The sequence below is a fragment of the Arthrobacter sp. AK01 genome (assembly GCF_021109375.1).
GTDB lineage: Bacteria > Actinomycetota > Actinomycetes > Actinomycetales > Micrococcaceae > Arthrobacter.
Map to the genome: position 1 here is coordinate 29,825 of NZ_JAJOHP010000018.1, position 21,431 is coordinate 51,255.

The 21,431-nt window shown below is 62.8% G+C and carries 15 protein-coding genes and 3 tRNA genes; 8 read left to right on the forward strand and 10 right to left on the reverse strand.

Annotated elements, in window-relative coordinates; genetic code table 11:
• Window positions 1-81 precede the first annotated feature (81 nt).
• Together LN996_RS08435 and LN996_RS08440 are read left to right on the forward strand one after the other, a co-directional pair.
• Entirely contained in the window at window positions 82-876 is a 795-nt protein-coding gene (locus LN996_RS08435) for an ABC transporter ATP-binding protein (protein ID WP_231339957.1), read from the forward strand.
• A gap of 27 nt (window positions 877-903) precedes the next feature.
• Window positions 904-3,348 (forward strand): ABC transporter permease, encoded by a 2,445-nt coding sequence (locus LN996_RS08440; RefSeq protein ID WP_231339958.1) that lies wholly within the window; start codon window positions 904-906, stop codon window positions 3,346-3,348.
• Between the two features lie 127 nt (window positions 3,349-3,475).
• Here the strand turns inward: LN996_RS08440 and metG are convergent, their stop codons facing one another.
• The 9 genes from metG to LN996_RS08485 form a co-directional block, all read right to left on the reverse strand.
• On the reverse strand, window positions 3,476-5,035 hold the full coding sequence (gene metG / locus LN996_RS08445) for a methionine--tRNA ligase (protein WP_231339959.1): 1,560 nt from the start codon (window positions 5,033-5,035) through the stop codon (window positions 3,476-3,478).
• Between the two features lie 35 nt (window positions 5,036-5,070).
• Window positions 5,071-5,826, reverse strand: coding sequence for an ABC transporter ATP-binding protein (locus LN996_RS08450; RefSeq protein ID WP_159702203.1), 756 nt, complete (start codon window positions 5,824-5,826; stop codon window positions 5,071-5,073).
• The gene (locus LN996_RS08455) at window positions 5,823-8,633 is read right to left on the reverse strand and encodes an FtsX-like permease family protein (RefSeq protein WP_231339960.1); all 2,811 of its coding nucleotides are present in this window, start codon (window positions 8,631-8,633) and stop codon (window positions 5,823-5,825) included. Before LN996_RS08455 ends, LN996_RS08450 begins: the two co-directional genes overlap by 4 nt.
• A gap of 215 nt (window positions 8,634-8,848) precedes the next feature.
• Entirely contained in the window at window positions 8,849-10,444 is a 1,596-nt protein-coding gene (gene serA / locus LN996_RS08460) for a phosphoglycerate dehydrogenase (protein ID WP_159702197.1), read from the reverse strand.
• A 288-nt stretch (window positions 10,445-10,732) separates the two neighbouring features.
• Window positions 10,733-11,758 (reverse strand): ketol-acid reductoisomerase, encoded by a 1,026-nt coding sequence (gene ilvC, locus LN996_RS08465; protein ID WP_159702194.1) that lies wholly within the window; start codon window positions 11,756-11,758, stop codon window positions 10,733-10,735.
• 67 nt (window positions 11,759-11,825) lie between these two features.
• Window positions 11,826-12,338, reverse strand: coding sequence for an acetolactate synthase small subunit (gene ilvN, locus LN996_RS08470; protein WP_021470923.1), 513 nt, complete (start codon window positions 12,336-12,338; stop codon window positions 11,826-11,828).
• Window positions 12,339-12,340: 2 nt separating this feature from the next.
• Window positions 12,341-14,245, reverse strand: coding sequence for an acetolactate synthase large subunit (locus LN996_RS08475; protein WP_231339961.1), 1,905 nt, complete (start codon window positions 14,243-14,245; stop codon window positions 12,341-12,343).
• A gap of 294 nt (window positions 14,246-14,539) precedes the next feature.
• Complete coding sequence (gene ilvD / locus LN996_RS08480) at window positions 14,540-16,261, reverse strand: dihydroxy-acid dehydratase (RefSeq protein WP_231339962.1); 1,722 nt, start codon at window positions 16,259-16,261, stop codon at window positions 14,540-14,542.
• A gap of 96 nt (window positions 16,262-16,357) precedes the next feature.
• Window positions 16,358-17,290 (reverse strand): LysR family transcriptional regulator, encoded by a 933-nt coding sequence (locus tag LN996_RS08485; protein ID WP_231339963.1) that lies wholly within the window; start codon window positions 17,288-17,290, stop codon window positions 16,358-16,360.
• Window positions 17,291-17,471: 181 nt separating this feature from the next.
• On the opposite strand from LN996_RS08485, the gene LN996_RS08490 reads away from it, so the two are divergent.
• The 4 genes from LN996_RS08490 to LN996_RS08505 all read left to right on the forward strand — a co-directional run bounded on the left by LN996_RS08490 (window position 17,472) and on the right by LN996_RS08505 (window position 20,047).
• Window positions 17,472-18,401 (forward strand): hypothetical protein, encoded by a 930-nt coding sequence (locus LN996_RS08490; protein WP_231339964.1) that lies wholly within the window; start codon window positions 17,472-17,474, stop codon window positions 18,399-18,401.
• Window positions 18,402-18,439: 38 nt separating this feature from the next.
• Window positions 18,440-19,585 carry a sorbosone dehydrogenase family protein gene (locus LN996_RS08495; RefSeq protein WP_231339965.1) on the forward strand — a complete coding sequence of 382 codons (1,146 nt, stop codon included), beginning with the start codon at window positions 18,440-18,442 and terminating at the stop codon, window positions 19,583-19,585.
• 117 nt (window positions 19,586-19,702) lie between these two features.
• Window positions 19,703-19,778, forward strand: a tRNA-Lys gene (locus LN996_RS08500).
• A 193-nt stretch (window positions 19,779-19,971) separates the two neighbouring features.
• Window positions 19,972-20,047: transfer RNA gene (locus LN996_RS08505), tRNA-Lys, on the forward strand.
• Window positions 20,048-20,135: 88 nt separating this feature from the next.
• Here LN996_RS08505 and LN996_RS08510 read toward each other — a convergent pair.
• Window positions 20,136-20,603 (reverse strand): MarR family winged helix-turn-helix transcriptional regulator, encoded by a 468-nt coding sequence (locus tag LN996_RS08510; protein WP_231339966.1) that lies wholly within the window; start codon window positions 20,601-20,603, stop codon window positions 20,136-20,138.
• A gap of 85 nt (window positions 20,604-20,688) precedes the next feature.
• Here LN996_RS08510 and bcp point away from each other — a divergent pair, with 85 nt between their 5' ends.
• Window positions 20,689-21,162 (forward strand): thioredoxin-dependent thiol peroxidase, encoded by a 474-nt coding sequence (gene bcp / locus LN996_RS08515; protein WP_231339967.1) that lies wholly within the window; start codon window positions 20,689-20,691, stop codon window positions 21,160-21,162.
• Between the two features lie 63 nt (window positions 21,163-21,225).
• Window positions 21,226-21,307, forward strand: a tRNA-Leu gene (locus LN996_RS08520).
• Window positions 21,308-21,431: the final 124 nt, after the last annotated feature.

The following is a 21,431-nucleotide window of genomic DNA, read 5'->3' on the forward strand; positions in this document are numbered from 1 at the left end:
GACCACGGTATGAGCACCCCTGCCAGATAATGGACCCCAGGCCCGATCCCGGCGCGACGCACCAAAACATAGCGTGGAACCATGACAACATTCACGCCTCTCCCCCACCCGTCAGGAACCGACCACCCCACGGGATCGGACGCCGACCAGGCGCGTCCCGCCGTCGAGGCCTTCACCCTGTCCAAGAGTTACGGACGGGCCGATACCCGCGTGACGGCCCTGAACGAAGTGTCGGTGAGCTTCGATGCCGGGAAGTTCACCGCGATCATGGGGCCCTCCGGTTCGGGAAAGTCCACCCTGATGCATTGCCTCGCCGGGCTTGATACCGCGGATTCCGGACGGATTGTGCTGGGCGGCACGGATTTGACGGGGCTGAACGATCGCCAGCTCACCGCCCTTCGCCGGGAGCGGATCGGCTTCGTCTTCCAGGCGTTCAACTTGGTGCCCACCTTGACGGCCGAGCAGAACATCACGCTTCCGCTTGCCTTGGCGGGAACCACCGCCGACGCCGGATGGCTGGATACCGTTGTCAGTACCCTCGGCCTGAAGGACCGCCTGAAGCACCGACCCCATGAGCTTTCCGGGGGTCAGCAGCAGCGCGTGGCCGTAGCCCGCGCGCTGCTGACGCGTCCCGACGTCGTGTTTGGCGATGAGCCCACCGGCAACCTCGATTCCAAGGCCGGCGGCGAAGTCCTTGCGCTGCTCCGTCGAAGCAGCCAGGAAATGGGCCAAACCATCATCATGGTCACCCACGATCCCGTGGCCGCCAGCTACGCCGACCGCGTGGTGTTGATGAGCGACGGCGGCCTGGTGGGCGAGATTCACGATCCGACGGCAGATTCCGTCCTGGCCGCCCTCGGCAAGTTGGGGGCCTGAGGCATGTTGCGTGTTGCCCTTTCCCAAGTGACGACGCATTTCCGGCGGTTCGTCGCCATCGGACTGGCTGTGATGCTGTCCGTGATGTTCCTCTCCGCCACGCTGATGGTGGGTGCAAGCACGAATGCGTCCCTGGGCGCCAGCATAGGAGAGGCCTATCGCAACGCTGACCTCGTTGCTACGTCAAAGAACGGTGAAGCGTTCACCCAGGCCGCAGTGGATGCAGCCGCGTCCTCCCCCGCAGTGGATGATAGCTACGCCGAACGTTCCACTTATGTCACGTTCGAGGCCGGCGGCGGCGAGCAATACGGGCGGCTGCGAAATGCAGCCCCCGCGTCGCTTGAAGGCGCGGTCCTGTCGTCCGGATCCATGCCGGTCAAGGCTTCGGAGGCTGTTATTGACGTCAAGACGGCTGAACATCTGGGCCTCGCCGTTGGGAGCACACTCGAGCTGCACGGGCCCGGACCTGTCAAGAATGCCACAGTGACCATCACGGGCCTGACCCAGGCCACGAATGATCCCTTCTCATCATCGGCGGCGCAGTTGGTAGCGTCCGAATCGGTCCTCAACGCGGTCCAGGATGCCGGGGCCGGGTTCACCGGGGTGCAGTTCTCGCTCAAGTCCGGGGAGGATGTCGCCGCCGCCAAGGAGTACATCACCCATCGAATGGAAGCTGCGGGGGCCGTTGAGCCCGTGCTGGAAACGGCACAGGAGAAGGTTACGTCCACGGTGGCCATGCTCAGCGCAGGACAGGACCAACTGACCGTGGTGCTGCTTGCGTTCGCCGGCGTAGCCATCCTTGTCTCGACGTTGGTGGTGGCCAATACTTTCTCCGTGCTGGTGGCCCAACGGACCAGGGAGCTGGCACTCCTGCGGTGCCTCGGCGCCGGCCGGGCACAGATCCGCGGATCAGTCATGCTTGAGGCCCTGGTGGTCGGCTTCCTTTCCTCGGTGCTGGGCGTCCTTGCCGCGACCGGCCTGATGACCGGGTTGATTGCATGGGCAAGGTCCCAGCCTGAGCAGGCCTTCGCGACGTTGGCTGTACCGCCCTCGGCTATTGTTGCCGGCCTTGTTGCCGGAACATTGTTGACCGTAGTCGCTGCGCTGGTGCCCGCCAAGGCGGCCACCGCCGTCGCACCCCTTGCCGCCTTGCGGCCCAGCGATGACGCCTCCGTCCGGAACAAACGCGGAAAGGTCCGGCTGGTCCTGGGCCTGGTGGCCTTGGCCGGAGGAACCGCGCTGCTGGTGTACGGCAGCGTGAACGTGTCACTGGGGGTGGCACTGCTGGGTGGTGCCGCCTCGTTCGTAGGGATCCTGCTCTGCTCCACCCTATTCATCCCCACAGTCGTTGCAGTGGCCGGTCGCCTGGCCGCTCCGGCTGGCGTCCCGGGCAAGCTTGCCGCCGTCAACGCCACCCGCAACCCCGCTCGGACCTCGGCTACCGCGGCTGCGCTTCTGATCGGCGTCACGCTTGTGTCCCTGATGATGACCGGTGCAGCGACCTCGAGGCAGGCGTTCAACGACACCTTGGCAGAGAACTATCCCGTGGACCTGTCCACGCAGACAGCAGTGGACGGCTCGGGCGAGCCCAACCAGGCTTTGGAAAGGATCAGGACCCTCGACGGCGTCAGCGCCGCGGTCCTGCTCCAGCCTGTGGGAACACTGAGCGACACCACCACCCCTGACGGCGGCACGACGATCTACGGCCTCTCCGCCGCTGATGCTGCATCCGTGCTCCGCGACAACAACCTGAAGCCGGCCCCGGGCACCGTGTACCTTCCTGAAGATTCTCCGAAGGGGCCCGCCACGATCACGACGGCGGCCGGCAGCGTTTCACTCGACGCGAAGGTTTTGCGGACCCGCCACGTCCCGGCCTTCGTAGAAAGCACCAGCATCTCCGCCGCCCCGTTGCCGGAAACCCCTGCCATGGTGTGGGTGAAACTGGACGATACTGTGTCCACGGACCGGGTGCAGGCTATCCAGAAGGAAGTCGCAGCAGCCTTGGGCGTTCAGGAGCGTACTGTCAGCGGGGCCGCGATCGAGCGGGTGACGTTCAACAGCATCATTGACGTGCTCCTGCTGGTGGTCACCGGGCTGCTTGGTGTCGCGGTGGTGATCGCGTTGATCGGCGTGGCCAACACGTTATCGCTTTCGGTCCTTGAACGGACCAGGGAGAACTCGCTCCTCAGGGCGCTGGGACTCACCAAGGGCCAGCTGCGCGGAATGCTGGCCATCGAGGCAGTGCTCGTAGCAGGCGTGGCCGCCATCATGGGTGCGGGCATGGGCGTCGTCTACGGATGGCTGGGGGCGCAGGCAACCCTGGGCGGCGTGGCGACAGTTGTGCCCGCCGTGCCGTGGCTGCAGCTGGCGGCGGTCTTTGGGGTGGCCGTGGTGGCCGGACTCCTCGCATCCGTGATCCCGGCCCGACGCGCTGCACGTCTGTCTCCGGTTGAGGGGTTGGCCACCGCGTAGGGCCCGCACGCCCTCCCACCTCATCCGGCTTAAAGAGAAACGCTCTCTCACTTCCAACGGTCATACGGCCGGGAAGTGAGAGAGCGTTTCGCGTTTGACTGCAGGCAGTGAGAGAGCGCCCTGAGCCTTAAGCTTCGACGGGTTCCTCGTACCTCGGGAAGACCGGCGCGGGGGCCGGCAACTGCGTTCCCGCCACGATCGGAGTCGCGATGGCGGCGAACTGCCGGGCTTCGCCTTCGGACTGGCCCAGGACTCCAAGCAGCTTGGCCGACGACGACGGCATGACCGGCTGGGCGAGGATCGCCACAATCCGGACTACTTCCAACGTGACGTAAAGGACCGTGTTCATGCGCTCGACGTCGGTCTTGCGAAGCACCCATGGCGCCTGATCGGCGAAGTACGCATTCGTGTCACCCAGCACTGTCCAGATGGCCTCAAGGGCACGGCTGAACTCCTGCTTGTCGAACGCGGCACGGGCAGTCGTCAGCAACTCCCCTGCCTGCGCCAGCAATGCCTTGTCTTCTGCCGTGAACTCCCCGGGCACTGGAACTGTTCCCTCGCAGTTCTTCGCCACCATGGACAACGAACGTTGGGCAAGATTGCCGAAGTTGTTGGCCAGGTCCGAGTTCATGCGGCCCACGATGGCTTCATGGTTGTAGTTGCCGTCCGCGCCGAAGGGGACTTCGCGGAGGAAGAAGTAGCGGCACTGGTCCAAACCATACTGGGCAACGAAATCCTGCGGTGCCACCACGTTGCCCAAGGACTTGGACATCTTCACACCGTTGTTGGTGAGGAAGCCGTGGATCATGACGCGCTGGGGCAATTCAAGGCCGGCGCTCATGAGGAACGCGGGCCAGTAGATCGCGTGGAAGCGTGAAATATCCTTGCCAATGACGTGAACGTCGGCCGGCCAGAATTTCTTGAAGGACTCAGACTCAACGTCCGGGTAACCCACGCCCGTCAGGTAGTTGGTCAGGGCGTCAACCCACACATACATGACGTGCTTCTCATCGCCCGGAACCGGAACACCCCAGTCGAAAGTGGTGCGGCTGATGGACAGGTCCTCGAGCCCGCGCTTGACGAAGCTGATGACCTCGTTGAAGCGGGACTGCGGCGCACCGAACTCAGGCTGTTCTTCGTACAGGGCAAGGAGCTTGTCCTGGTAGTTGGAGAGCCGGAAGAAGTAGCTTTCCTCAGCCGTCCAGGTCACCAAGGTGTCCGTCTCCTTGGAGTAACGGAGACCGTCTTCCTTCACTACGGTGTCGTCCTCGACGTAGTACGCCTCGTCACGGACGGAGTACCAGCCCTCGTACTTGGACAGGTAGATGTCGCCGTTGGCTTCCATCTTCTTCCAAATGGCCTGCGAGGCGGCGTAGTGGTCCTGGTCGGTGGTGCGGATAAAGCGGTCGTGTGAGATCCCCAGGTCCTGGCTCATCTGCTTGAACGCAGCCGAGTTGCGGTCCGCGAGTTGCTTGGCAGTGATGCCTTCCTTCTCGGCCGACTGCTGCATCTTGAGTCCGTGCTCGTCCGTCCCGGTCATGAAGAACACTTCATGACCGTCCAGGCGCTTGAAGCGCGCCATCGCATCAGTCGCAATGACCTCGTAGGCGTGGCCGATGTGCGGTACGCCATTGGGGTAGCTGATTGCGGTGGTGATGTAGAACGGGGATTTCTCTGGAGACGTCACTCTAAGAAGTTACCTTTTTTTGGGATGAAATAGCTTTAGTTAAGTTCGGTCAGCGTATCGCTGAGCCGTACCAGCTCGTGGTCGTGGGAGGCCACCAGGACAGCGATGCCATCGCTGGTGGTGTCCTTCAGGATTCCGATGATGCGGTTGGCTGCGGCCCGGTCGAGGCTCGCAGTGGGCTCATCCACTACCAGCACGCGGGTACCAAGGATCAGGGCGCGGGCAATGGCCACACGCTGGCGCTCACCGCCGGAGAGCTGGGCGGGACGGTGACGCATGCGTCGCCCGAGGCCCACCAGGTCCAGGAGGTCCTTGGCCATCTCCGTCCGCTGTTCCACTTCCCCATCCGGCACGGCGGGAAGCAAGACGTTTTCCAGGGCACTCATGCCGTCGATCAAAGCGCCACCCTGGTCCACGTAGCCGATGAGTGCACGGCGACGGTCTGCGATCTCGTCGTCACCCATGGTGTCCAGCGGCAGGCCTTCCCAAAAGACCTTGCCCGACGTCGGAAGCGTCAATCCGGCGCTCACGGTCAGGATGCTGGTCTTTCCGGAGCCGCTTCGGCCGGCGATGCAGTGCATCTCGCCGGCGTGCAGCGTGAGGTTGAAGTCATCGACGACGTCGACTTCCTCAGCACCGCCCTTGTCGCCACCGTAGTGGATGGTGACCCGGCTCAGTTCCAAGGGAGTAGCGTGGTCCGCGGCCTTCACAATGGTGTTGGCGCGGGTTTGCAGCGACTCGTCCGTGGACTCCGGGGTGGCCGTCAGCTCGGGGTTGAGGTTGTCAGTCATTTGACTACTTTCGTTGCAATCGGAATCCAGCAAATTACGGCCAGCAGACCGGCCAGTCCGGCCCAGAGAGCCGCGTAGGGTGCCAGGAGCAGTCCCAGCCCGAGGGCGCCCAGGACACCCAGGGGAAGAGCCACGGTGCCTACCAGTGCGTTTTCAAAGAAGCGGACCTGTCCAAGCATGTCCGGGTTCCAGCCCATGGCCCGCAGGGTACCGAGGTATTCCCGCTTGGCGTGGAGTTCGAAACGCCCGGTGACCAGCGTCAGCAGCAAGCCGACAACCACGCCGAAGATGGCCAGGATGACGCTCGGCAGGGCAATGCTCGCAGCGGCCAGCCCACTCAAGGCACTGGCTCCTGCTGCCCGGGGGATGTCGATCAGCAAGGCGATCAACGCACCCACTGCAGCACCGAACACGCCCACTGCCACTGCCAGCGAAATCGAGTTGAACCTGTTGGTGGTCAGTTGCCTGTTGGCGAATGTCAGCGGCGAGTCCACTGTCACGAGGCGGTCATCGAGCTGCGGTTCCTGATCAATCACCACGCGATGACGCAACTGCTGGGCGGCCAGCAGCGCTGCACCGACGTAGATGACCAGCATGGTCACTGACACGATGACCGTGGCGAGGTTCCAGCTCAGCAGGCTGAGAATGACGCCTGCTGCAGCAAGGGCTGCGGCACCGACGGCAAACTCCTCAAGGACCCAGGATCGGATGCGTTTCTGCGTCCAACCCATCGCCCGGAGAATTCCGGCTTCGCTCCGGCGCTGCCGGATGTAGCTCACTGTGGACGCGCCTGTCAGGAGCGTCGCGCCAAGAAGCGTCAGGAAGAGCAAAGTGATGTTGGTACCGGTCAGGGAACCGGAAACTGCGTCGGCCGCATCCTGGCGGACCCACGACTGCTGGACAGTACCCAGCGGCGACTCCTTGCCGGCGTCGTCCTTGCTGTACCCGGGGACGAAGATGTTGGCGTCTTCACGTGCGGAACCGGCCACGACAGTGGCTTCGAGGCCGAGCTCGCGGATTTGCGTCGCAAGCTTCTCCACCTCCGGCTGCGCCGTCTTCCAGTTGCCGGTGGCGGATGCCTTGACCCGGATGGCGTCAATGACGTCGGCGTTGGTGTCGTAACCCCGCGCTGCTGCGAGACCGTAGTAATCGGTGATGGCACCGGCGGACTGGCTGACCAGGCCTGTTGCACTCAGGGAGGGCTTCAGTTCCGTGCCTTCGACGTCTTTACCTTCAGCGTCCTTGCTGAGCGTCATGGGAGTGGGATCGTAGCCGCCAAGGGGCAACTTGTTGACGTCCCCGGCTGCGGACTGGACATCGGCCGGGTCGAAGGTGCCGTACACCATGGGCAGCGGCGCGGCCGGCTTCTTGCCCGTTTCCAGGTCTTCCCGGTAGGAACGCTCGTCAACCGGCTTGCGTTGGGTCTGGTCCACAGCCGCGCCGAAGGACGACTTCTCGGGCAAGCGGTTGACAGTGACCCAGTCCCCCGGCGTCGCGCTCTTCTCAGATGCTCCGTTGGAGGCCTCGTCGCCTTCCTTGTACTGGGGCGCCGCAGCAAATGCCGTGCTCCACGTAGCCGGGTTGTACAGTCCCTGGCTGAAGGAGGCTGTGCTCCCCAGAAGCTTGCTGTGGTCCGTGGATCCCGGCCATTCGAGGGCGAACGGGGACTTGGAGACGAACGGAAGGTAGTCCTTGTCCAAGGAGCGCGTTACGGTGCCTACCTCGTTGACCACCTTGCCGCTTGCGTCAAGTTCCTCGATTTTCACCGAGTACTGCAGGTCAAGGGATGTGCCCGAGCGGACAATCAGCGGAATGGCCTGGGAATCATCGGTCAGCAAACCGTCACGTTTGGCCTGCTGGTACTGCGTCATCAGCGGCGCCCAGTACTTGAGCTTGACGCCCAGGAAGTCCGGTCCTTCTTCCAGCTGGTCCATGCTCAGGCCTGTAGTGAACAGGCTCTCGAAGTGGCGCCCGATGGCACCCGCATCACGGGCATCGGCCGGCGGAGCCTTCTCAAGCGGAGCCAGGAAGTCGCCTGCGGAGCCCAGCAGCGCCCTCTCAGCGGCCGGGTCCACTGCGACGACGGACTCAGTCACCTCAGGGGCCAGGGGCAGTGCCACGGAGAGATTGAAGAGGTTGTGCTCAGAGCCAAGGGCTGGAGCGGGGAACTTGATGCCGGTCTCGCCATCAGCGCCGGCAATCCTGACGTTGGTGCCGCCCGCAGCCTGCTCCTGGACCAAGCGGCCCTTGCCCAAGGTGCCCTCGGCGCTGGTCTTGAACAGCGTCTGCTGGTTAACTCCGTCAGAGCTCGTAGCCGAGGCGGTCAAACGGTACTTCTTGGGGCTATCGGACAACACCGATTCCGCAGCAGGCCACTTGCTGGAATCCATGGCGGAAGGATCCCCTGCTGTCACAGCTCCGGCAAGGCCGGCGTTGTACCCGAGGTAGTCCATGGCATTGAGGCGGGGAGCCTCCAGGTTCTGCGATACGCGGGAGACGAGGCTGATGGGTGCGGCCACGGCTGTCTGGCCCATGGTCCGGATCTTCTCCAGCTGCTCAAAGCTGATGCCGCCCTGGCCGTTGGCGATTTCCGGCTGGATCAGGGCACCGCCGTCGCCGTCTTGGGCCTGGTCAGGCTTGGCCTGGACCAGGATGTCGTAGAGACCCCGCGAGTTCTCGTCCACTGTCCGGTTCAAAGCAGCCTGCGACTGGCTTTGGACGAGGACTGACAAGCACATAGCGACGATCAAAATGGCCGCGGTCAGCAGCAGCACACGGCTTCTGATGAACCTTTGGACGGCGTTCATTGGGCTCCCTGAGACCTTGATTGCGGGCGCGCACACAGAGTCCGTGTTTCCTCAAAAGACACAAGGGAATACCGGGCTGTATGTGCAAAAGTTGTGGCCGGCCTGCTGCCGGGTCCGAATCACGGACTCAGCCATTGTAAGCAGACCGGCCACTCCTGCGTGCCAAAGGTGTGTCGCCGGCACGCGAACTTAGCGGGTGGAAATCAGATCCAGTCCTAGTCCTCCAGGTCCACTTCCCGGACCATGTCTGCGCCGATACCGGCCTTGATGGCCTCCAGGACCTGCTGCGGGACTGAACTGTCGATGGTCAGGAGCGCAAGAACCTGGCCGCCTTCAGTCTGGCGGGCCACCTGCATGCCGCCGATGTTGATGTTGTTCATGCCCAGGATGTGTCCGATGGTACCGATCACGCCGGGACGGTCTGCGTAGGCCACAACAACCAAGTGCTCGCTGATGGGGATTTCGACGTCGTATCCGTTGACGCCCACCAGCTTCTCCACCTGCTTGGGACCCGTAAGGGTACCGGCAACAGAGATCTGGGAACCATCGCTGAGTGCGCCACGGATGGTCAGGACGTTGCGGTAGTCCTCAGCGTCGGGAGTGGTGATGAGGCGGGTGTTGATGCCGCGCTGTTCGGCGATGACCGGAGCGTTCACGTAGGAGACCTGCTCGGTGACGACGTCGGCGAATACGCCCTTCAGTGCGGCCAGTTCAAGAACCTTGACGTCCAGTGCCGCAATTTCGCCAGCGACCTCGACGTCGATCTGCGTCAAGGATGCGTGGGTCAGCGCAGTGAAGATCCGGCCCAGCTTTTCGATCAGCGGGATGCCCGGGCGCACGTCGGGGGCGATGACGCCGCCGGCAACGTTGACTGCGTCCGGAACAAGTTCGCCGGCAAGCGCCAGGCGGACCGACTTGGCAACAGAGACGCCAGCCTTCTCCTGGGCTTCGTCGGTGGACGCTCCAAGGTGCGGGGTGACAATGACGTTGTCCAGCTCGAAGAACGGGAGGTCGGTGCTCGGCTCCTTGACGAAGACATCCACGCCGGCACCGGCAATCTGGCCTTCCTTCAGCGCAACATAGAGAGCCTCTTCGTCCACCAAACCGCCACGGGCAACGTTGATGACGTACGCAGATTCCTTCATCTTGCGGAATGCGTCAGCGCCCAGCATGCCCACCGTCTCCGGCGTCTTGGGCATATGGATGGTGATGAAGTCGGAATTCTGCAGAAGTTCATCCAGCGTTACCAGCTTGACGCCCAACTGGGCCGCGCGGGCCGCCGTGATGTAGGGGTCGTAGGCAAGAATCTCGGTTTCGAAGCCCTGCAGGCGCGCTGCCACCAAGGCGCCGATGCGGCCCAGGCCGATGATGCCGATCTTCTTCTCGAAGAGCTCGATGCCGGTGTACTTGGAGCGCTTCCACTCGCCGTTCTTCAGCGCGGAGCTGGCCTGCGGGATGTGGCGGGCCAGGCTCAGGATGTGGCCCACGGTGAGTTCTGCGGCCGAGACGATGTTGGACGTGGGGGCGTTGACCACCATGACGCCGGCCTGCGTGGCGGACTTGATGTCCACGTTGTCCAGTCCGACGCCTGCACGGGCGATGACCTTGAGGTTCTTGGCCGCAGCAATGGCTTCGGCGTCCACCTGCGTGGCCGAACGAACCAGGATGGCATCGACGTCGGCGATTGCGGACAGCAGCTGGGAACGGTCGGCGCCGTCGGTCTGTCGGATTTCAAAGTCCGGGCCCAATGCCTCGACTGTGGCGGGCGAAAGTTCCTCTGCGAGGAGGACGACGGGTTTGCTGGCTGACACGGGGTGGCACCTTACTTTGGACAACTTTGGGACAGAACTGGACAAGGAGCGGATGCGTGGCCCGGGCACGGCGCCGGGACCAGCCCAGAATATCGAATCCGGGCGGGGATTCCGTTGCCGGCGAGGGATGTTACGGCCGGACCGGTAGCTGTTGTGAAGAAGTTCACAGCCAGGGTGGCTGGGCTATTCGGTGGAGAAACGACGGGTAAAACGGCGACGCCCGCCCGGCTGTGTTGGCCGGACGGGCGTCGTGCAGGGCATGCGCCACTGGGCTCATGCTCCCAAGGATCAGCGGGCTGCGGAACCTTCAACGTAGTCGGCGTCCTGCTGCTGCCAGGAGAAGAGGGAGCGCAGTTCGCGGCCGACCTCTTCGATGGGGTGCTGCTCTGCCTTGGCACGCAGTTCCTTGAACTCGGCGCCGCCGTTGTCCTGATCGTCGATGAAGCGCTTGGCGAACGCGCCGCTCTGGATGTCCGCGAGGACAGCCTTCATGTTTTCCTTCACCTCGGGGGTGATGACGCGCGGGCCGGAGACGTAGTCGCCGTACTCAGCGGTGTCGGAAACGCTCCAGCGCTGCTTGGCGATGCCACCCTCCCACATGAGGTCCACAATGAGCTTGAGCTCGTGGAGAACCTCGAAGTAGGCGATCTGCGGCTGGTAGCCGGCTTCGGTCAGGGTTTCGAAGCCGTACTGGACGAGCTGGGAAACGCCGCCGCAAAGGACGGACTGCTCGCCGAAGAGGTCGGTTTCGGTCTCTTCGGTGAAGGTGGTCTTGATGACGCCGGCGCGGGTGCCGCCGATGGCCTTGGCGTAGGACTTCGCCAGGTCCCATGCGGAACCGGAAGCGTCCTGCTCAACAGCGATGATGTCCGGGATACCGCGGCCGGCTTCGAATTCGCGGCGCACGGTGTGGCCCGGAGCCTTCGGAGCGATCAGGATGACGTCAACGCCGGCCGGAGCCTCGATGTAGCCGAAGCGGATGTTGAAGCCGTGTGCAAAGGCAAGCGCCTTGCCCTCGGTCAGCTTGTCCTTGATGGAATCGTTGAAGATCGAGCGCTGGTGCTGGTCCGGTGCCAGGATCATGATGACGTCTGCCCATTCGGCAGCGTCCGCAACGTTCTTGACCGTGAAGCCTGCATCCTCTGCCTTGGCGGCCGACTTGGAGCCGTCCTTCAGTGCGATAACAACCTCGACGCCGGAATCGCGCAGGTTGAGCGCGTGGGCGTGGCCCTGGGAACCGTAGCCAACGATGGCTACCTTGCGGCCCTGGATGATCGACAGGTCTGCGTCGTCGTCATAGAACATTTCAGTCACTTGCGTAACTCCTCTTGAGTGGTTTTCTTAGATATTGATTGTGGTGCTGCGGTACTGGACGCACTGCTCACGCGGAGCGGAGCGCCCTGTCACTCATGGAGCGGGATCCCCGTCCAACGGCCAAGGTGCCGGACTGCACGATTTCACGGATGCCGAACGGCTCGAGCACTGAGAGCAGTGCAGCGAGCTTCTCGGGGGTACCGGTTGCCTCAATCACCAACGAGTCGGTGGACACGTCGACGACGGCGGCACGGAACAAGTCTGCAGCTTGGGTAACCTGCAGGCGTGTCGCGGCATCCGCACGTACCTTGACCAGGATGTGGTCGCGTTGTACGGAAGATTCTGAAGTCAGCTCCACAATCTTGATCACGTTGACCAACTTGTTGAGCTGCTTGGTGACCTGCTCAATGAGGTCGCCGTCGGCGTCGACGACAACCGTCATGCGGGACATGCCGGGGACTTCGGTGGGTCCCACAGCCAGGGAATTGATATTGAATGCGCGCCGGGCGAAGAGGCTGGCCACGCGGGTCAGCACGCCGGGCTTGTCTTCTACCAGAACGGACAGTGTGTGGCGGGTCATGCCTAGTCCTCCTCTTCCCATTCCGGGGTCATGTTGCGGGCAACCTGGATCTGGTCATTGCTGACGCCCGAAGGCACCATGGGCCACACCATCGAGTTGGGGCTGACGACGAAGTCGATGACCACCGGGCGGTCATTGATCTCGAGGGCCTTCTGGATGGTGGCGTCGATGTCTTCGTCACGCTCACACCGCAGTGCGGCGCAACCGTAGGCATCGGCCAGTTTCACGAAGTCCGGAATCCGGATGGTGTCATGGCCTGTGTTCAGGTCCGTGTTCGAGTAGCGGCCCTCGTAGAACAACGTCTGCCATTGGCGGACCATGCCCAGCGAGGAGTTATTGATGATGGCCACCTTGATGGGGATGTTGTTGATGGCACAGGTGGCCAGTTCCTGATTGGTCATCTGGAAGCAGCCGTCACCGTCGATGGCCCAGACCACGCGGTCCGGTTCGCCGACTTTGGCACCCATGGCTGCCGGAACCGAGTATCCCATGGTTCCTGCGCCACCTGAATTCAGCCAGGCGTGGGGCCGTTCGTACTTGATGAACTGGGCGGCCCACATCTGGTGCTGGCCGACGCCGGCAACGTAGATGCCTTCGGGACCGGTGAGCTCACCGATGCGCTTGATCACGCGCTGCGGAGCCGTGAGCCCGTCTTCAGGCTCCGTCCAACCCAGCGGATATGTGTCCCGCAGGTTGCCCAGGAAGGCCCACCAGGAATCCAGGTCCGGGGTCCCGCTGAGTTCAAACTGCGTTTTTACGGCTTCGGTGAGCTCCGGAATGATTTCCTTGACCGAGCCAACAATCGGGACATCGGCTGTACGGTTCTTGGAAATTTCCGCGGGATCAATATCTGCGTGGATGACCTTGGCGAAGGGGGCGAAGGTCTTCAATACACCCGTGACCCGGTCATCAAACCGGGCACCAAGGGTGATCAGCAAGTCGGCCTGCTGCAAGGCAGTCACGGCGGATACTGAGCCGTGCATGCCGGGCATGCCAACGTGCTGGGGATGGGAATCAGGGAATGCGCCACGTGCCATCAACGTGGTGACCACAGGGGCGCCGGTAGCCAGCGCGAGTTCCATCAGCTCGGCCGAGGCGTGGCCCTTGACTACGCCGCCGCCCACGTACAGGACCGGCTTGCTTGCTGCGGCGATCAACTTGGCAGCTTCGCGGACCTGCTTATTGTGGCCGCGGACCACTGGACGGTAGCCCGGCAGGTCAACCTTCGGCGGCCAGGAGAACGTCATCTGGCCCACCTGGGCGTCCTTGGCAATGTCTACCAGCACAGGACCGGGACGGCCCGTGGATGCGAGGTGGAAAGCTTCTGCCATGACGTGCGGAATGTCGTTGGGGTCCGTCACGAGGAAAGAGTGCTTGGTGATGGGCATCGTGATACCCACGATGTCCGCTTCCTGGAAGGCATCGGTACCGATGACTCCGCTGGAGACCTGGCCGGTAATGGCCACCATCGGCACGGAGTCCATGTGGGCGTCCATGATGGCGGTAACGAGGTTGGTGGCACCGGGGCCCGAGGTAGCGATGCAAACGCCAACCCGTCCAGTGACCATGGCGTAGCCTTGCGCGGCGTGGCCGGCTCCCTGTTCGTGACGGACCAGGATGTGATTCATGCTGGAAGCCATCAAGGGGTCGTAGGTGGGCAGGATCGCGCCACCGGGCAAACCGAAAATATCGTCCACGCCGAGTTCTTCGAGCGAGCGGACAATTGCTTGCGAGCCGGACATCACCGTTGGGGGTACAACGGTGTTCGGCCCAAGTACAGGAGAGAGAGGCGCAACAGCGTCGACGACGACGGCCTCAGCCGTACGGTCGACCTTTTCCGGAGCTTTGTGGGCTCCAGCGGACTTTGCAGCCATCAGCGAGGGGCTGATCGGCGATCCTTTGCTCATCGGACTCTTCCTTAGTGGATCTTCAATAGATGGGTCTTGCTTAGGGGAATAAAAAAACCCCTCAGCCTTCCGGCTCTTCGAGGGGTTTGCGCGTGACAGTTCGTTACCGGTCGGACTAAGCCACGCGCTTGGTAAGGACGACGACGCCGACGGTAACGAATGTGATCATGCGTTCAGTGTTCCCTCAAAGTGAGATACGTGTCAATTGACCACTACCGTATCTCACTATTTGGACAGCGATGTCCGCCCACCGGACTCCGACTGTCTCATGGCAGCCGGAGTCCACGGTAGGAACTATCCGCAGTACGCCCCAGTGGAGGCACTGTGGACCAACTTGGCGTACTTGGCCAGGACACCCTTGGTGAACTTGGCCGGCAGCGGCTCCCAGCCCACCTTGCGGGCTTCAAGCTCGGCTTCGTCAACCAGGAGGTCGAACGATCGGGCCGCGATGTCTACGCGGATCCGGTCGCCATCCTGCACGAAGGCGATGGGACCGCCGTCGACCGCTTCCGGCGCAACGTGGCCGATGCACAGGCCCGTGGTACCACCCGAGAAACGGCCGTCCGTGAGCAGGAGGACATCCTTGCCCAGGCCCGCGCCCTTGATGGCTCCTGTGATGGCCAGCATCTCCCGCATGCCGGGTCCACCCTTGGGTCCTTCATAGCGGATGACCACAACATCACCCTTATGGATTTCGCCATTGTCCAGCGCGTTCAGTGCGCCTTGCTCACGCTCGAACACACGCGCGGTGCCTTCGAAGACATCGGCGTCGAAACCGGCGCTCTTCACCACGGCTCCTTCCGGGGCCATGGTGCCGTGGAGGATGGTGATGCCGCCGGTCTTGTGGATGGGGTTGTCCAAGGCGCGAAGGATCTTGCCGTCAAGGTCCGGCGGGTTGATCGAGGCGAGGTTTTCGGCAAGGGTCTTGCCGGTGACGGTGAGGCAGTCACCGTGCAGCAGGCCGGCGTCGAGCAGCGCCTTCATGATGACGGGCACGCCGCCGATCTTATCCACGTCAGTCATGACGTACCGGCCGAATGGCTTGAGGTCCCCGAGGTGCGGGATCTTGTCGCCGATGCGGTTGAAGTCATCCAGCGTCAGCTCAACTTCCGCCTCGCGGGCAATGGCCAGGAGGTGCAGCACGGCATTGGTGGAACCACCGAATGCCATGGTGACGGCAATGGCATTTTCGAAGGCCTTCTTGGTCATGATGTCGCGGGCCGTGATGCCCAGGCGCAGCAGGTTGACTACCGCTTCACCGGACTTCCGGGCGAAGTCATCACGACGGCGGTCTGCCGAGGGTGGGGCGGCCGACCCCGGAAGGGACATGCCCAGGGCCTCGCCGATGCATGCCATGGTGTTGGCCGTGTACATGCCGCCGCAGGCGCCCTCGCCGGGACAAATGGCCTTTTCGATCCGGGTAAGGTCCTCCATGCTCATCTTGCCCGCGGCGCAGGCGCCGACGGCTTCGAAAGCGTCGATGAGGGTAACTTCCTTCTCCGAGCCGTCCTCAAGCTTGACCCACCCCGGCATGATGGAGCCGGCGTAGAGGAAGACCGAGGCGAGGTCCAGGCGGGCCGCGGCCATGAGCATGCCGGGAAGCGACTTGTCGCAACCGGCCAGGAGAACCGAGCCGTCGATGCGCTCGGCCTGCATCACGGTTTCCACGGAGTCGGCAATGACCTCGCGGGAAACGAGCGAGAAGTGCATGCCCTCATGGCCCATGGAAATGCCGTCTGAAACGGAAATGGTGCCGAACTGCATCGGGAAGCCACCGCCGGCGTGGACGCCTTCCTTGGCACCCTGCGCGAGGCGGTTGAGGGAGAGGTTGCAGGGGGTGATCTCATTCCATGAACTGGCGACACCAATCTGGGGTTTGGCAAAGTCGTCGTCGCCCATGCCGACCGCGCGGAACATCCCGCGGGCGGGTGCCGCGTGAATGCCGTCGGTCACGACCCGGCTGCGGGGCTTGATGTCCGGCGTGTTGTCTGTCGCAATCTGGGTGGTGTCACTCATGAGCAAAGTCTATGGGTACCTTGGGGCCGCCAGTACTGTTCCCCACCGGTTTATGCATGATCAGCCGAATATTGCGGTCATAACCTGATCCGGACTTTATGTGTCGTGGTGGGAATCGTGGAGTTCCCTGCCGATTGCGGCAGCCTCGTCCTTGAGTATGTCCACGACAAGGGAGATGGTGGCCCGCGCGGCAACCTCCTGGCGCAACAAGGCAACGATGCTCCTGCTGGCTTTCACCTCCGTGAGTGGTCGAAGGACCAAACCTCGTCTGGCACTGGCCCGGGCCGTATAACGCGGGAGAAGGCAGATTCCGTGGCCGGCACCCACGAGGGCCTCAAGCACCCTCAGGTCCGGATACCGTTGACCCCTCGAAGCCTGCCTGCCGGCGTTCAGTTCAATCTGCCGAAGGACGGTGTCAAAAGGGAACCCCTCCGGAACGCCGATCCAGGGGTAGTCAACGACGTCCTCGGGACTTAGCACGGCCTTGGCCGACAGGGGGTGGCCGGCCGGCATCGCGACGTCCAGGGCCTCTTCCAGCAACGGCACCACCATCAGTCCCTGACGAGCGAAAACCTCCGGCCCATCCACGCTGTGGGCAAGGACGATGTCGTAATCCGCCACCAAAGGTGCGAAATGGGCTGTACCCGGGTCCTCGAAATGGGCGTCAAAGGTGAGGCCGTCCACAGCCGCGACCCGATGCAACACACCTGGCAACAGCATCTCGGCGGCGCTGGGGAAGAAGGCCGCCGAAACGCGCGCCTGCCAGCCCTTCCGATAGGTGTCGATGGTGGATTCCGCCCTTGCCATGGCGGTGGCGATGTCTGCAGCAGCGGCGGCCATGGCGTGCCCGGCCTCCGTGAGCTGAACACCCCTGCCCACCTTCTCAACGAGCACAACACCGATTTCCGCCTGCAGGGTTTTCAATTGCTGGGAAACAGCAGAAGCAGTGACATTCATGGCATCAGCCGTTGCGCCAACGCTTTGCCGGTCTGCCAACTCGCGCAGAATCTGCAGCCTTTTGAAGTCCATTCAGCCAGCCTAGGCGACCCGCCGGAATTCCTTTCCACAGCATTTTCCGACCCCCGCACATTCCTAAGCAAACTGATTAAGTTCCGTGGAACAGCAGGTCAAACGCTGGACAGCCCATTAGGAGGCACGTAACGTCAGGAACACCACGAACTGCACCGCTGTGAGCAGAAGGGCATCCACCATGGACTGGTTAATTTGGGTCATTGTCATTGTGTTGGTCATTGCTATTGTCTGGTGGCTGATGAACCGCAACAAAGCACGTAATTCGGTCTCAACCCACGCTCCCGCCGCAATGGAGCCCAGCAACACCTCTCCCCTTCCGGATGCAGCCGCCGCGACAGCAGGTCTAGCCGGCCTGGCCGGAGTAACGAATTTGGGCAAGGCTGCCGCCGAGGGCAGCGGCCCCGCAGGGGAAGAATCAATCAGCGACGAAGCAAGCGACATCAAAGCCAGCAGGGAAGAAGGGGCCAACAGCGCCTCCTCCATCGGCGACGTTGACGACGCGCCGGAGACCCCCTCCCCCGAACCCCACCCGGTGGAAACTCCGGGCTTGACGGTGGAAGAACCTGTCATCGCCGCACCTGTCATTGAGGAGCCGGTGATCGAGGAGCCGGTGGTGGATGAACCCGAAGTGGACACCGACGCGAAGCTGCATGCCGCCGACGCCGGCGACGTTGACGACTGGGATGCAGGTGCTTCACAACCAGCCGCCGCAGCAGACGCAGTCGATGCAGCAGACGCAGTTGATGCAGCAGACGCAGTTGATGCGGCAGACAAGGCCGAATGGGAATCGTCATGGACCGATGAGAGCGGCGCCCCGGTCCATCACCATGAGTACACCGACGCCCACTCCCCCACGCTGCCGGGCGCAGAGTCTGCCGCGGCCGAGGATTCCGCAAGTTCCGGACACCTTGCGGCCGAGCACCCTTATGGAACCGGGTCCTCCAGCGCTTCGGGAGACGGCTACCCCGTAAAGGCCAACGCCGCCGCCATGACCTACCACGATGAAGACGCGGCAGGGTACGACGACGTCACCGCGGACGTTTGGTTCGAGTCGGCCGCACATGCGGAAGCTGCCGGCTTCAGGCCGCCCAGGCGCAACAGGCACTGAAGCGGCAGAATCCGCAGGCATAGGCAACGGACGCAGGCATGGGCAGGCACGCAGTGGCACGGCGCATCTCGCTCATGCCTGCTTCGGCATTCGCCCTGATCCTGGCCCTGGCTTCATGCACTGGCAGTCCATCGTCGCCGGGATCCGCAGCGACCCCGGGGGCGACAGCCCCCTCCTCAACTGCCAGTGCTGGAGGCGGTCAGGGGACGGTGGGCCCCCAGCCCGCCACTGACCTCCTGGGGAAGCTCGACGTCGGGTTGGAGCTCCCTTGGTCCGTCGTCTTCCTGCCGAACGGCACAGCGGTGGTATCCGAGCGCGATTCGGCCCAGGTCAAGGGCATTCGCGATGGCCGGGCCACAACCATAGGTGAGGTTCCCGGCGTCGACCCCGGAGGCGAAGGTGGCCTGCTGGGCCTTGCCGTGTCGCCGACTTACCCCACAGACCGTTGGCTGTATGCCTATTTCACTTCTGCGAGCGACAACCGTATTGCGCGGATGCGGCTCGACGAGGACGCAGGCGGGAGGCTGTCACTCGGCGACCCGGAAGTCATCTTCTCCGGCATATCCAAGGCATCAACCCACAACGGCGGCCGGATCCGCTTTGGCCCCGATGGATTCCTTTACGTAGGCACAGGCGACTCCCAGCGCAGGGAACAGCCGCAGGATACCAATGCCTTGGGCGGCAAGATCCTGCGCCTTACTCCGGAAGGACGTGCCGCCCCGGGAAATCCGTTCGGTGAAAATCCCGTCTACAGCTACGGTCATCGCAACGTCCAGGGCTTGGCATGGGACAGCGAAGGAAGGTTATGGGCCAGCGAGTTTGGTCCGGACGTGGATGACGAACTGAACCTCATAACGCCGGGGGGCAACTATGGATGGCCTGCAGTGACCGGCGCACCCGGCAGGGCCGGACTGATCGACGCCAAGGTCGTGTGGCCTTCAACTTCCGAGGCGTCCCCGAGCGGACTCGAAATCGTGGACGGCGTGGCCTACACAGGCGCCCTGCGAGGTCAACGGCTCTGGGCAGTCCCGCTCAACGCCGGGACGGCTGGTGAACCTGTGGCCTATTTCACAGGTGAATATGGGCGGTTGCGGGATGTGGCCAGAGCTCCGGACGGCACGCTGTGGGTCCTGAGCAACAACAAAAACCCCGACTTCGCGCTGATCCTGCGGGGCTCATCCTGAGGTCCGCAGTCGGTTGGGAGTCGATTTCACACTTCGGTGGAAGTCGTGTAGAGTTACATGTCGTTGCGGAGATCGCCGGGGAATGAAAAGCCCCTGGGTTGATCGAATACAACAGCTGCACCTCTAGCTCAACTGGCAGAGCAATTGACTCTTAATCAATGGGTTCCGGGTTCGAGTCCCGGGGGGTGCACCAAAGAAAGGCCTTGGAGCGAATATTGCTCCAAGGCCTTTTTGCTTTCCCGGGAAACCCCGGAAAGCAATGACATGGCATGCATCACGCTGGCCCCCCAATGGTCATTAGCCCGCAAAAAGTGGTGTAGAGTTATTTGTCGTTGCGGAGCTCGCCGAGGAATGCGAATTACCCGAAGCACCCCCAACGAAATGCTGCACCTCTAGCTCAACTGGCAGAGCAATTGACTCTTAATCAATGGGTTCCGGGTTCGAGTCCCGGGGGGTGCACCAAGAAAAAAGGCTCCGGATCGTCTTCCACGATCCGGAGCCTTTTTTGCTTCTCCGCCAGGGCTTCCCAAGAGGGAAACCATGGCCTTCCTCAGACTTTGGGTACGTCGGTGCCAGTCTCCGGGGACTCCGTTTCCGGAGCCGGCAGCCCCGCCAACCCCCGGACTACTATCCTGAGTTCCTCCCGCAACCGTGCGGTATCAACGGCTACGGGGGACAAGACATCCTGCTCAAGCTTTACAGCTTCCGCGAGGGCTGCGCTCCCGGCCTCGGTAAGGGTGACCACGTGGCTCCTGCGGTCGGAGTCGCTGCGTTGGCGGGTGATGTGCCCATGCAACTCCAGCCGCGCGAGGGTAGTGCCCATTGTCTGGGCCTTGACCCGCGCAACTTCGGCCAGCGCCGCCTGCGTAATTGCACCTTTGGCGGCAAGCACCTGCATGGCAATGACTCCGGCGTGGGTAAGGCCGATGGACTTAAGTTTTTCGTTCCACGAGATTTCCACCAGGCGCGCAGCTGTCGAAAGCAATCGGGTGGTGGGCCATCTCTCCATATCTGGCATGCCGACAGTATATGCGCGGAGGGGGATGAGACGCGGCTTCTGCGCACTAAACTGGGAAATCGCGATCGAAAGCAAGGAGCATATTGTGGCAGAACGACTTATCCCGGGCGACGTCGCCCCGGACTTCACCCTTCCGGACGAATCAGGCAATAGCGTCAGCCTCTCGGACTTCCGTGGGCGAAAAACCATCGTCTATTTCTACCCGGCAGCGTCCACGCCCGGCTGCACCAAGGAAGCGTGCGACTTCCGCGACACTCTTGGTTCCCTGCAGGCCGCCGGCTACGACGTCGTAGGCATCTCCCCCGATCCCGCCAAGGCGCTGGCAAAGTTCTCGGCCGAGGAACAACTGACATTCCCACTCCTCTCCGACGAAGACCACGCCGTCGCGGACGCCTACGCGGCATGGGGCGAGAAGAAGAACTACGGCAAGACCTACATGGGATTGATCCGTTCCACGATCGTTGTCGACCCCGACGGAAAAGTGTCCCTGGCGCAGTACAACGTTCGCGCCACGGGCCACGTTGCCAAGCTGCGCCGGGACCTCAAGCTGGACAAGTAGCGGGTACACTGTAGTCCGGTATATGGCAGGGTCCGCCCAACAGGGCGGCACGCCTGCCGGCCAGCGCGAGTGGTGAAATTGGCAGACACGCAGGATTTAGGTTCCTGTGCCTTCGGGCGTGGGGGTTCAAGTCCCCCCTTGCGCACAGTGTGAAGAAGCACAGTGGTTTTGGGCCACACGGTACACCCCCGGTTGCGGAACTCTGCAGAACCGGGGGTGTCTTTTTCCTCAAGCAGTGGGGATGGTTTCCTGAAAATGCGCTGGGAAGC